Raw genomic sequence first — 12,716 nt, 5'->3', positions numbered from 1 at the left:
TCGTGGCGAACCGGACGACACGGCGTGGTCGGCAGCTCTGGTATGTATTTCGCATGACCCGAACCATCGTTGCGCTGCTGATCCCTGCCGTCCTGTTCCTGGGAGCGTGCAGTTCCGAATCGACCGACACCGACACCGACACCGAGGTGAGCGCAACCACCGAGGCGGCGGAGGCAGCGGCCGCCGACCTTCCCGCCGTCGCTGACCTGTGCGCGGGCCTGCTCCAGTACGCGAACAGTGCCGAAGCCCGAGCGCAGCAGATCGGCGAACCGTTCGACCGCACGAAGGCTCTGAGCGACCTCTTCGACCAGTCGGCCCTCACCCCGGAATGGAAAGACGCCCCGCAAGAACGTAAGGATCAGATGGTCAGGGCGTACGACGCTGCCAAAACCGGCACCTGCTGACCTCACCGACAATTCCGCCGGCCCCCTGTGGGGACCGGCGGAATTCTTCTACGAATCGTCAGCGGATGCCGGCGACTTCCTGCGCGATGGACGCGAGATGGGTTTGGGCGGCGGAGACGATGCCGTGCCGATTCTTGTGCGCTTCCTCGTAGGCGACGACCGTGCGCACATCGGCGGGATCGGTGAGTTCCCTGACCGCAGCGACGGCCTGCGACACGTTCAGGTCGTCGTAGTCGTCGATCGGAAGCTCGCCCGGATCCACGACACCACCCGCGGCGCGAGCCGAATGGATGGCGTCGGCGACACCGCTCGCGCCTTCCCGGCGGGTCACACTCTCCGCAGTTTCGAGGGCGGCATCCCGCGAGGCGGCCAACGTCTTGACTGCGACATCGCCGGCGTGAGCGCCGCGGCTGAGCAACGCACTGAGCAGGGGCGGTGTGGTGCGGGCCGTGTCCAATGCTCGATCGATTCCGCGCGCCGACCAGGTGACCGGGACGTTGAGCAGCCGAATCGTGCTTCCGGCAGCGGCCTGGAACGGCGTGCGCCGCAGCGCTGCCGGGCCGCCGAGCGCATCCTCGGCCAGAACGGTCGAAAGCCAGTCCACGGTTGCGGAATGCGCTGTGATCAATCGGTCCGCTAGACCGATGACTGCCGGCTCCTTCGCGACGGTGGCGAGCGCCTTGATGTAACGCGCGCGGTCGAGGAGTTGATGTTCGAGGGCCAGGTCGCCCAGCAGTGCCTCGTCGAACGGCTGCGCTTGCTCGGCCATCGCCTTGAGCACGGCAGCAAGCCGACCGAGGAAGGGCCCGATAACCTCGGGAACACCGCCGAGGTCGCGAATTGCGCGTTCGATTACCTCGGCGCGCTGACGTCCGTTTTCGGCGTTCTCCGTGAGTTCGCGGCGAACAGCCTCGGTGCGTGCCTGGGCGATGCGGGTCTCTGCTACCTGGATTTCGGTGTTGGTGAGGTCGAGAACGGCACGCAACTGAGTGATCAGCGTTGCGGTGGTGGTGCTGGTCATATATTTCTCCTTCGATAGCTGATGTGGCGGACGAATATCGGTCAGATCACGCTCGAGATGAGAAATGCGGCCAGAATCACTCCAATCAGTACAGAGGTGGCAGTAGCGGCGGCAAGTACCACCGAACCAGTCACAGTCGCCGCGGGTACGGCTGCAATGAGGCCTGCGGTCAACGCGGTTCCCACGGAGAAGCGCCGGTCGGGCGTTCCGTTAGCAGTCTTTGCGTGCCGGGGAGTATGAGGGCGGAAAACGTCATGTGCGGCGAGAGTCATGGTTCAGGTCCCGTCTTGCGTCGAGTCTGGGCCAGAGGTCTTCGGGCTGACGCACCGGAACTGGCGTTTCCGGTGCGACGCCGGCCGCGGCCTTCTGCAAGGCCAGCGTGTCGCTGTTTCACCGCCGACGCAGTGTTGCTCAGCAATTTATCTGCTCCGGCGGGTATAGATTTTATCGTATCGGTTAACGACAGAAGTTCAACCCCGCGACGCAAACCCAGCGCGACGCCCGGCTGGAGTCGACTCCGAAAACACTGAGTGACCAGGCAGAATAGACAACCCCAGACATCTCAGAATTCGAGATGTTTTTGTGATCTGCAGTGTCATGCATAACGAAAGGGCCGCTGCACGCTCGGAAGAACGCGCCCGCAGAACCGGCCAGTGACGATACTGGTTGTCGATTCGATCGATCGCGTACCGCCTTGTCAGGCGGTTGCCTCTTCACGTTCGACCTTCAGGCGGTCGCCTCCATGTTCGGCCGAGTGCAGACGACCCAGAAGTTCAGCGTTCTCCGCTTCGAGGTCGAGAATCCGCTGTATGCCCGGCAGGTTGATGCCAGCTTCGATAAGTTCGGCGATGCGTCCGAGGCGAACCAGATCTTCCTCGCTGTAACGACGGGTTCCGCCGCTGGTCCGCGCAGGCGTCAGCAATCCGCGCCGTTCGTACAGCCGCAGTGTTTGCGGCCCGATTCCGGTCAACTCCGATGTGACCGCTATTCCATACACCCCACGACGCGACCGGGGCATGACATCGAACACCACGAGTGGCTCCCTTCTTCTTAAGGAACCACACGATGTTAACAGACGAATGAAATGAATCTGCGACCGAGAGCATAGATTTCTGCGCTCCTACGCGTTGCCACCTGTCAATCGTTCGTCGAAGCGACGTCGATGACAGGAAGTTTGACGCGGGGCCGGCCTGCAATTCTTCCTGCGGCCTTCTCCGCGGCGTCGATCTCCCGCCAACGCTCCTTGTCGATCACCTGCGGCCCTCGCCGCTTCACCAACTCTGCCAACGCGGCGCGATCCGCTTTCGGCGCGGGAAGGATGCCGGCCTCGAAATCTTCGAGCAGCATCGCGACGGTCTCCTCGGCATCTCCTCGATTGGTGCCGATGATGCCCCGCGGTCCGCGCTTGATCCACCCCGCGGTGTAGACACCGACCGTTCCGGTCACGCGGCCACGGTCGTGGGGAATGACTCCGCGCTGCTCGTCGAACGGCACGTCGGCGACAGGCTCGCCGCGGTAGCCGACCGACCTCAGAACAAGGGACGTGTCCACACTCGTGGTGGACTCCGTGCCCACCGCATTGAGGTCGCCATCGAGAATGTTGTGGACGAGTTCGACCGATTCCACACGGTCGCCGCCGCGAATATGGCGCGGTGACACAAGGTACCGGAAAACGATTTGTTTGTTACCGGTCGTGCGGGCGCTGTGTGCGTACTCGCGAGCCAGGTCCAGTGCGAGCTTGCGCGATGGCTCGATATCTGGATCGTCATATATCGCCTGGCTGACCGGGTCGAGCGTCAACTCGGCGTCGTCGATGACGACATCGACCCCGGGCAGGTAACCCAGAGCCAAAAACTCCGGCATCGAGTACGCCGCTTGCATGGGCCCACGGCGCCCGAGTACGACGACCTCTCGAATGTTACTGCTACGCAAAGCTTGCAGCGCATGGTCGGCAATATCAGTCTTGGCCAGCTCGTCCGGATCGAGGGTGAGGATGCGCGCGACGTCGAGGGCGACGTTGCCATTACCGACGATTACCGCGCGCTCCCCCGACAGATCGAATGTCCGGTCGGCATAATCGGGGTGACCGTTGTACCAGGCTACGAACTCCGTCGCGGAGTGGCTGCCGGGCAGATCCTCCCCGGGTATGTCGAGACGCCGGTCTCCGGATGCACCGACCGCATACACCACGGCGTGATGGTGCTCGCGCAGATCGGCGAGGGAAACGTGCTTGCCCACGTCGACATTGAGAAAGAACTGCAGGGAGGCGGACCTGAACTCCGATGCGAACATGTCCGCGACGCCTTTGGTTTTGGGATGATCGGGTGCGACACCCCCGCGTACCAGACCCCAAGGTGTGGGCAACCGGTCGAACATATCGATCTCGACCCCACCGCGCCGCAACAGTGCTTCAGCCGTGTAACACGCCGAAGGCCCGGTGCCGATGATCGCAACGCGCAGTGTGACACCCTCTTTCGACGGACGCTTCTTCTTGCCCGGCGAGGGGGTGGTGTCCGTATCGAGTGGGTGCCGCTCGAAGTAGCCCCGATTGACGTCGGTGTACCGGGTCATCGTGGCGGCAAGGTCGAACTCGGAGAAGATCGCATCCACCGGGCACGCACTGACGCATTCACCGCAGTCGATACAGGTGTCGGGGTCGATGTACAGCATTTCGGTAGTGCTGTATTGCGGATCTCCCGGACGCGGGCGGATGCAGTCGACGGGGCACACCGGAATGCAGCTCGCGTCGCTGCAGCAAGGTTGCGTGATCACGAACGTCATGGGTTCACCTGCTACGGCTCATCACTCGGTCTGCCGCCTGCCAGTGTTCGTCGGCAACCCAGAGCCGCGCGAACGCCGTGACCGCCTCGGCTGCGGAGGCGCCCGCCATGACACGCTTGATTTCGCCGGCCGAGCTGTTGGCCAGCGACAGGGCCAGCGAACGCCAACCATCCTCGAAGGACGCCCTGGGCAGGACCAGGTCCACCAATCCGAGACGTTCGGCTTCTGCCGCGTCGAGTACGGCACCCGAGCCGGCCAGCATGAGGGCCTTGCCCGGGCCGACGAGCGCGGCGAGCCGCTCGGCGCCACCCCATGCGGGCATGATCGCCAGTGCGACTTGGTTGAAACCGATTCTGATGTCGTCGGCGGCTACCCGGATGTCGGCGGCCACGGCCACCTCTGCCCCACCGCCGAGAGCGTGGCCGTTCAGCGCGGCGACGACCGGCGCCGGGAAGTTCGCGATCTGGTCGCAGACCGTCCGCATCCGGCGCGCCATGTCCGCCGCCTGCTCCTCGGTTCTCAGCTTGCTCAGCTCTTTGAGATCTCCGCCCGACACAAACGCCCTGTCACCGGCTCCCCTGATCACCAGTGCCTTGGCCCCGGCCGCCGCGTCGAGCGCCTTCTCCAACTGATCCATGGTCTCCGGCGCGATGGCGTTGCGAGCATGTGGTCGATCGATGGTGATGACCGCCAACTCCTGTTCCAGCTCGAGGTCGACCATGCGCTGTTCTCCATTTCGATATTGGCGTTCTTGTCCAGCGAGAATACCATATTCACAACTGGCAGGGGCCGTCGGCCCCCTGAGCCTTCAGCTCACCCAAAGCTCCTCGGGCAGTGGTGAACCCAGCGTGTACATCTCGACTCCCCGTAAGTTGTTTCCGTAGACGACCGCGGGGACCGCGCGGATATACCAGACCCCAGGGATCACCTCTTTGATGCGTTTCTGCGCGGTGTCGTACGCCTCGATACGCTCGGCTTCCGACTCGGAGACCCGCCCCTTGTCGAGCGCTGCATCGAGCTCGGGATCATTTATTCCGACCCAGTTGCCGGGCGACTTGGAGTGAAAAGCTGTCCACAGTGGAAAGTCGGGATCCTGGATGATCGAGGAGGAGATCGTCATGTCGAAGTCCCGACTCGCCGCCGCTGCTGTCGCACGCGAGATATCACGCACGTCGACCTGCACGTCGACGTTCTCGTATCCGCTCAACTGCGCCTGAACTGCCTCGGCCAACATCTTCGATTCACTCGTGGGATAGGCCATGAAAGTGAACGAGACCGGCCTGCCCTCTGCCGCCAGTTCGTTGAACAGTCTTTGAGCTTCCTCCGGATCCGAGTCCTGGAGCTGTACGTCGGCGTGGAAAGGTGAATCCTCGGTGAACAAGGTCTGGGGAACCTCCCCTTCGCCGTTATAGACGGTGGTGTTCAGACTGCCGGTGTCCAACGCCAACTGAACAGCACGACGTGCCCGCACATCGTCGAACGGTGCCCGGCGATGGTTCATGGCGATGATCTGCCCGCCACCGGTGGGGACGATCTCGTAGTGCAGCCCCTGTGCGTCCGCCTTCGCAATACTGGCCATGGTCGATTCTGACGCCAGGTCGGCACCGCCGGTGGCCACTGCATTCAGGCGCTGGTTCGCATCGTGGACGGTAGTGATCGTGATCCGATCCAGGTACGGCTTCGGCGCGTCCCAGTAGTCGGGGTTCTTCTCGAGCTCGATCGCACCTTGTCGAGTCCAGCTGACCAACTTGAACGGGCCCGCACCCGCAGGCTTCTCGTTGAACGAGTCCGACCCTCGCTGCAGTGCGGTCGGCGAGGCGATCCAGTTCATCGCCCCGGCCACCAGCGACTCCGCAAACTGCGGATTCGGCGCGGCCAAGGTGACTTTCAGCTTGACTGGATCGACCACCTCGGAGTTCGCCACCTGCACCGCCTGACGGATCGAGGTCGACCCCAACTGCGGGTCTTTCAGCCTGTCCCAGTTGAATTTGACCGCCGCCGCATCCAGGGGTGTGCCGTCGGTGAAGGTCAGCCCCGGCCGCAGCGTCAGATCGAATGTCGCACCTCCATCCGATGTCGAGAAGTCGGAGGCCATCTTGAACTCGGTGTCGAAGGTTTTGATGTCATTGATCATCAAGGTCCCGTACAAGGCGTTGCCGAGCGATGCCATGTGCGCCCACGTGTTCGACAGGCTTGCGGGATCGAGAGAACGGGGCTCGGCGAGCTGCAGGATGCGCGCAGTTCCACCGGCGACCGGATCACCCTCATTGTCGGGTGCGCCGCCGCTCGTGGTGACGCCTCCGCTTCCACAGGCGGTGAGCAGTACCATCGCTGCCGTGGCAAGGGCCGCGGCTAGGAGCTTTGGGGTACGTGTACGGCGGATCATGTGGACCTCTCCGTGGATGTGAATGGTGGCGGTTAGTGCTCCCGCTCAACGTCGTAGCCGATGCCCGAACATTACGAGCCCGAGTTGATAAAAGGTTCTGGGAGCGAACAGGTTCCGCTGATGCCTACCTGCTGTGATCTACACCATATGCAGAATCGGATATTGAGGACAAGAGCGAATATGTCAGCAAAAGCTTTGAAACATTCATTCTTGCAACGGGCTACGGTTTTGCCACTCCGCCGAGCGCCCTGAGAACGAACTCCCACAGTCGGTCTTGAACATCCTCGGCGTCACCGGGTGCGTAAGCCCAGTAGTGGTAGACCGACCGCACCAGCTCGGAGACGAACCAGGCGTCCCCCGCTGTGTTGGCGGTTTTCAACTGCCCTCGTTCGACGGCCGCCCTGATCTCCGTGTGCAAGAGGTCGACGAACGGCTGCTCGGCTTTGGCGAGTTCTTCCGGAAACACGCGGTGCAACCGCCAGTGGGTGGTGACGATGAACTGGGCGAGTGCGTCGCGGCGAGGCTCCTGCCCCAGCCCGCCCAGAATGGATGTGATGTAGAAATGAAGCCGCTGCAGCGGATCATCGAGATTGGAAGCTGCCGCTGTCCACCGTAAGCAGGCGGTCTCCATCGCGTCGCCCAGCACGGCGAGCAACAACTCGTCTTTGCTCCCGAAGTATCGGTAGAAAGTCTGCAGCGCGACGCCGGCTTCCTTGGTGAGTTCCTGGGTTGTGAACGCGTCGCCCTTGATCTCGATGAGCCGTTGTGCCGCATCGAGAATCGAACGCACCTGATCCGCGATGCGGCTGCGGGAGCGCCGTACCGCCGGTGACCGTTCCGCGGCTCGTTCCTCAGCCCAAGACATGGTGCTCGAGTCTAGTTGGTGTCATGTCGGTGAGAGCACGACGACTGGAATCTGCCTCTCCGTCCGCGACTGGTAGACGTCGTAGTTGGGCCAGAGCTCAGTCAAGATCTTCCACAGTCGCGTCCTCTCCTCCGGCCCGGCGGTATGCCCACGTACCGCGAGCTTCTCGGCTTTGACCTGCACCTCTGCCTCTGGATTGGCACGCAGATTCCGGTACCACTGAGGGTGGGCGGGTGCCCCTCCTTTGGACGCCACCACGAGGTAGTCGTCGCCGTCGCGGGCGAAGATCAGCGCCGACGAGTGCGAACGGCCGGAGCGTCGTCCCGTCACGGTGAGCAAGAGCGTCGGTACGCCGTTCCAGAGATAGCCCACTTCTCCCCCGGTTTCCCGATACACCCGGATGTGGTCGTCGCCCCTCAGGGAGAGGTCGGGTGCTGTGTAGTTCGTCTCGGACATCCCTAACTCATTTCACATCGAACAGCACGGGTATGGCGGTGGCTCCGCGTTCGTACATCCCGACGAAGCTGGGTGGCTCGGCGTCCGGGTCGAGCCTGAGGCCGGGCAGCCGGTCGAGCAGCGCGTTGATCCCGGCGGTCATCTCACCGCGGGCCACATGCATGCCCAGACAAATGTGCGAGCCCTGCCCGAACGCCAACGTGGATTTCAGGGGACGCATGATGTCGAATTCGTCGGGACTGTCCCACCGCGCGGGATCACGATTTGCCGCAGCCACACAGAGATGCATGACGGCGCCCTTCGGGATGCGCTGACCGTGAAACTCGATGTCCTCGGTGACCCATCGGGAGAACATCGGATCGGTCGGCATCCATCGCAACGTCTCTTCGATAGCCGGCCGCAGCAGCTTTCGATCCTCGCGTACCGCGTTCAACACGTCCGGGCGTTGCAGCAGCGCGGTGATCGTCGTCCCCATCTGCTTCCAGGTGGTGCCGGAGCCCGCCGCCAAGAGCAGTAGCGAGAAAGTGTAGATCTCCTCGTCTGTCAGACGCTGCGCGACACCCGCCTCGTCGGTGAGTTCCGCCTGGACCAGGATACTGATCAGGTCGTCCCTCGGCTCCGCACGGCGGGCCGCGACGACCGGCGTGAGGATGTCGATGATCTTCTGGTGATCTCGCGTCAATGCGGCTCGAATGTCGAGTGCTTGCTCCATCGGGATGCCGAAACTGCCCGTGATGGTCAACACCGGAATGGCCGCACAGAAATCGACATTCAATTCCGCGTGCCCGTCCCCAGCGAATCCGTCGACGAGCAGGTGGACCGTCTCCTCGATCCAATTCTTCATCCACCACTCGGCGTTCGAAGGCAGGAACGAGGGCTGGACCAGTCCGCGGTAGCGTCGGTGCTGAACACCCCCCATCGACAACATGCTCTGATGCCCCAGCGAGCCCGCCTCCGGATCCGCGTCCACCGCTTCCGGCGAGGAGGCGAACACCGCTGGATCGCGAAACGCCTCCATACAGGCGTCGTAGCTGAACGCCGAGAAATGCGGCCGGTCCGGGAACGGAAGACCCTGGAAGTACAGAGTCTCCGGCCGGCCGGTGAGCTCGTGGACGGTCCCCGGATGAACCGGACCTTCCTCACGAAGCCGATGCCACGTGGGGTACGGGTCACCGTCGTAGTGGCCACCCGTGAGCTCGTTGTAGGACCCGCGTAGATCGAACAACTCACGCATACGAACACGATCGAGCGATTCGGTGGTCATCGCGCCACATACCCCCCGTCGATCGGCAGCGACACCCCGGTGACGTTCCGGGCGTGATCGGAAGCCAGATACAAAATCGCTTCCGCACAGTCCTCGGCCGTGATGAAACGCCCGAGCGGATGCTGCGCGGCCATCCGGTCAGTGAGGTCGGGATGGGCGTCGAGCGACGCGTCCATCCCCCCTGCCGACATGAAACCCGTCAGCGGCATCGCGGCCGGGCACACCGCGTTGACGCGGATCTGGTGCGGAGCGCCCTCGACGGCCAGGGCTCGAGTCAATTGCAGCACACCACCCTTGGTCGCCCCGTACACCGAACCACCCCAGGCGACGAGACCGGCGACCGAGCCGGTATTGACGATGGTTCCTCCGCCACCCTGCTTCTTGAACTGCAGCACTGCATGCTTGCAGCCGAGAAACACACCACCGAGGTTGACCGCGACAAGCCGATTGAAGTCGTCGAGCGTGTGGTCCTCGAGCAGCGCACCCAGACGGGGCGTCGGAATGCCGACGTTGTTGACAACGATGTCGAGTCGGCCGAACTGCTCGACAGCCGCATCGACCATTCCTACGACCTCGTCCTCACGGGAGACATCGCTCCCGACGGCGACGGCGACGCCGCCGTCGGACTCGATGATGCGCACTGTCTCCTTCGCATGTTGCAGATCGATGTCGGCGCAGACCACGCGGCTGCCCTCGCGGGCGAAGAGGACGGCAGTCGCACGCCCCACACCAGATCCGGCACCTGTCACGATGGCAGTTCTGCCCTCGAGCAGTTCGGTCATCACACACTCCCTTCGGTGGCTCTGCTGGCGGACTGGTACACGAGGTCATGCATTGGCGGTCACCGGGACTTCGGCCGGGGTGAAGCGGTACAGCCGCTCCGCGTTTCCTCGCAGGATCTTGTACTGCAGTTCGGGGGCAAGGTGCCCGATCCTGCTCTTCACCACAGATATGCAATTCGGCCACGTCGAATCCGAATGGGGATAGTCGGTTTCGCACATGATGTTGTCTTCGCCGATCTCGCCCAGGCTCGCGATCCCGTGCACATCGTCGATGAAGCACCCGAAGATGTGCTTGCGGAACACCTCGCGGACGTCGAGTGCATCGAGGTCGAGGTCGGAACCGGCATGCCCGGAGAACTTGGCGCCCCGCTGCACCCAGTAGCGCTGCTTGTCGAGCACTTGCTCGGCACGCTCGAGGAAATAGGGCATCCAGCCGATCTCGCCTTCCGACAATGCGATCTTCAGGTTGGGATAGCGTTGGAACATGCTGCTGAACAGCCAGGTCAGCATCGCGCCCGAGGTTCGCGTTGCCCCCCAGGCCAGATTGGCCATGAACGGTGCATCGGCGGAGATCCGGGGAACGGTGGACGAGGAGCCGACGTGCATGGAGACGACCATCTCGAGGTCATTGGCGGCGGCCATCACCGGATCCCAGAAGCGATCCTTGTCGTGGATGGTGGGCAGTCCGAGCGGTTCCGGGTTCTCGGAGAAACAGAACGCGGTGGCGCCCTTCGCGGCGCAACGTTCCATCTCCTTGGCGGCGAGCGCCGGATCCCACATGGGAATGAGGATCAACGGGATGAATCGGCCCGGCGCGGCGCCCGCCCATTCTTCGAGGTGCCAGTCGTTGTAGGCCTGGAGGCAGGAGAAGCCGAACTCCCGGTCGCTCGCCTCCATGAAGAGCTGCCCGCAGAACCGGGTGACCGTCGGAAATGACAGGGATGCGAGGATTCCGGCTCGATTCATGTCCTCGACTCGGGCCAGGGGGTCGTAGCAACCCGGTCGCATCTCGTCGTAGTTGAGCGGCTCGGGGCTGAATTCCTCCTTGGACTTGCCAGCCACGGCGCTGAGGCCGCTACTCGGCATCCGCTTGCCGTCGTAGACCCAGACGTCCATCCCGCTGTCGTCCTTGATCATGTGGGGAGCACGATCCCGATCCTTGCTCGGCACCCGGTCTACCCAGAGGTTGGGTGGTTCGAGAATGTGGTCGTCCACGGAGACGAGCCAATCAAGGTTGTAGTCCGATGTCGTATTCGTTGTCTTCGTCATTTCAGTTCTCCAATCGACATGTGTTTGACTTCCTGAAACTCTCTGATTCCGTCCGGACCTCGCTCGCGTCCGAGACCGCTCTGTTTGTATCCACCGCTCGGTGCGTACGCACTGAAGACGGTGGTGTTCACGTTCACTGCACCCGTACGGAGCCGTCGGGCGACGGCTACCGCCGCCGCGGTGTCGCCGCCATACACCTGCCCGGACAGCCCATAGTCGCTGTCGTTCGCGATATTGACCGCCTCGTCTAGGTCGCGGTAACCGATCACGCCGATGACGGGGCCGAAAATCTCCTCTCGCGCCGCGGAATTGGTGTTGTCGGGAAGGTCCAGCACGGTGGGCTCGAAGTAATATCCGCGGTCGAAGCCCGCGGCACGGCGACCACCGAACAGGACCTTTGCGCCCTCTTCCTCGGCCAGTCGTACGAACTGTTCGCACTTGTCTCGTTGTGCCGCGCTGATGACCGGCCCCATCATGGCGGATGGATTGGTCGGCAAACCCACCTTGATCGAGTCGTATGCGGCGGACACTGCTTCGAGGACTTCGTCCTTCTTCTCCTGCGGCACCAGCATTCTGGTAGCGGCGACACAGGCCTGTCCGGCGGTACGCGCGACCACGGCGAGCGCACCCGTTCCCACGCGATGGACGGCGTCCGGGAGGTAGATTTGAGCCGACTTACCGCCCAACTCGAGCGAAAGCCGCTTCACCGTCGGTGCGGCCTGCTCGATGATCTTGCGGCCGGCCGCTGTCGAACCGGTGAAGGACACCATATCGATCGCCGGGTGGGTGGTCAGCAGCTGTGCACCGGCGGTACCCGACTCGGCGACGACACTCAGCACGCCGGCAGGCAAACCCGCTGCATCGGCAGCCGAACCGAAGATCAGCGACGAGATCGGCGTCAGCGGGCTGGGACGCAAAATCACCGAATTACCGGCCATCAGTGCAGGAATCAGCTTCTGCAGCCCCATGATCACAGCGGCGTTGTACGGGGTGATCGCAGTGACCACGCCGACCGGTTCGTGCCGCCTGATGCTCAGCGCAACGCGGCCGCGGACGAGGTCGTCGACCGGGACCGGGTTGGACTCCTCGTGTGTCATCGCGAGGTAGAGGTCGATGGTGTGACGTGCGATCGCCACCCCGGCGCGGCATTGTGTTTCCTCCGCGAAACGGGTCGGCTGGCCTGCTTCGGCGACCACAGTGTCGACGAGCGTATTCCGGTTCGACTCGAGGTGGTCCACGAAGGCGTGGAGCGCTTCCGCGCGTGCGCGCGGTGTTCGGTCTGCCCAGTCTCCGTCGTCGAAGCTGCGGCGCGCTGCCACAATGGCACGCTCGATTTCGCGGATCGGCGTGCCGGTCACCTCCGCCACGTGGGTCTCGTCGGCCGGATTCTCGACGGCAATCACATCGTCGCCGGTGATCCAGCTTCCCGCCACGTAGGTGCGGCGTTCAGAAAGGATGCTCACATTTACTCCTATATCCCTGGTGAAA

12 protein-coding genes are annotated in these 12,716 nt (G+C 63.2%); 1 reads left to right on the top strand and 11 read right to left on the bottom strand.

Annotated elements, in window-relative coordinates:
- The first annotated feature begins 53 nt into the window (after positions 1-53).
- Entirely contained in the window at positions 54-404 is a 351-nt protein-coding gene (locus CBI38_RS05695; RefSeq protein WP_109327101.1) for a hypothetical protein, read from the top strand.
- Positions 405-462: 58 nt separating this feature from the next.
- Here the strand turns inward: CBI38_RS05695 and CBI38_RS05690 are convergent, their stop codons facing one another.
- The 11 genes from CBI38_RS05690 to CBI38_RS05635 form a co-directional block, all read right to left on the bottom strand.
- Positions 463-1,425 (bottom strand): hypothetical protein, encoded by a 963-nt coding sequence (locus CBI38_RS05690; RefSeq protein WP_109327100.1) that lies wholly within the window; start codon positions 1,423-1,425, stop codon positions 463-465.
- A 697-nt stretch (positions 1,426-2,122) separates the two neighbouring features.
- Positions 2,123-2,443 (bottom strand): MerR family transcriptional regulator, encoded by a 321-nt coding sequence (locus CBI38_RS05680; RefSeq protein ID WP_109334879.1) that lies wholly within the window; start codon positions 2,441-2,443, stop codon positions 2,123-2,125.
- 119 nt (positions 2,444-2,562) lie between these two features.
- Entirely contained in the window at positions 2,563-4,206 is a 1,644-nt protein-coding gene (locus CBI38_RS05675) for an FAD-dependent oxidoreductase (RefSeq protein ID WP_109327097.1), read from the bottom strand.
- A 4-nt stretch (positions 4,207-4,210) separates the two neighbouring features.
- On the bottom strand, positions 4,211-4,927 hold the full coding sequence (locus CBI38_RS05670) for an enoyl-CoA hydratase/isomerase family protein (RefSeq protein WP_109327096.1): 717 nt from the start codon (positions 4,925-4,927) through the stop codon (positions 4,211-4,213).
- Positions 4,928-5,014: 87 nt separating this feature from the next.
- On the bottom strand, positions 5,015-6,592 hold the full coding sequence (locus CBI38_RS05665; RefSeq protein WP_109327095.1) for an ABC transporter substrate-binding protein: 1,578 nt from the start codon (positions 6,590-6,592) through the stop codon (positions 5,015-5,017).
- A gap of 220 nt (positions 6,593-6,812) precedes the next feature.
- The gene (locus tag CBI38_RS05660) at positions 6,813-7,457 is read right to left on the bottom strand and encodes a TetR/AcrR family transcriptional regulator (RefSeq protein WP_109327094.1); all 645 of its coding nucleotides are present in this window, start codon (positions 7,455-7,457) and stop codon (positions 6,813-6,815) included.
- Between the two features lie 21 nt (positions 7,458-7,478).
- Entirely contained in the window at positions 7,479-7,913 is a 435-nt protein-coding gene (locus CBI38_RS05655) for a nitroreductase family deazaflavin-dependent oxidoreductase (RefSeq protein ID WP_109327093.1), read from the bottom strand.
- A gap of 7 nt (positions 7,914-7,920) precedes the next feature.
- Complete coding sequence (locus CBI38_RS05650) at positions 7,921-9,177, bottom strand: cytochrome P450 (RefSeq protein ID WP_109327092.1); 1,257 nt, start codon at positions 9,175-9,177, stop codon at positions 7,921-7,923.
- Entirely contained in the window at positions 9,174-9,959 is a 786-nt protein-coding gene (locus CBI38_RS05645) for an SDR family NAD(P)-dependent oxidoreductase (protein WP_109327085.1), read from the bottom strand. Before CBI38_RS05645 ends, CBI38_RS05650 begins: the two co-directional genes overlap by 4 nt.
- Before the next feature lie 45 nt (positions 9,960-10,004).
- Positions 10,005-11,228, bottom strand: a complete 1,224-nt coding sequence (locus CBI38_RS05640) for an amidohydrolase family protein (protein WP_109327084.1) — start codon at positions 11,226-11,228, stop codon at positions 10,005-10,007.
- Positions 11,225-12,691, bottom strand: coding sequence for an aldehyde dehydrogenase family protein (locus tag CBI38_RS05635; protein ID WP_109327083.1), 1,467 nt, complete (start codon positions 12,689-12,691; stop codon positions 11,225-11,227). The genes CBI38_RS05640 and CBI38_RS05635 overlap by 4 nt, the downstream gene beginning before the upstream one ends.
- Positions 12,692-12,716: the final 25 nt, after the last annotated feature.

It is taken from the genome of Rhodococcus oxybenzonivorans (assembly GCF_003130705.1).
Taxonomy (GTDB): Bacteria; Actinomycetota; Actinomycetes; order Mycobacteriales; family Mycobacteriaceae; genus Rhodococcus_F; species Rhodococcus_F oxybenzonivorans.
Note: the sequence above shows the minus strand (reverse complement) of the source record. Positions and strands in the feature narration are given on the sequence as shown.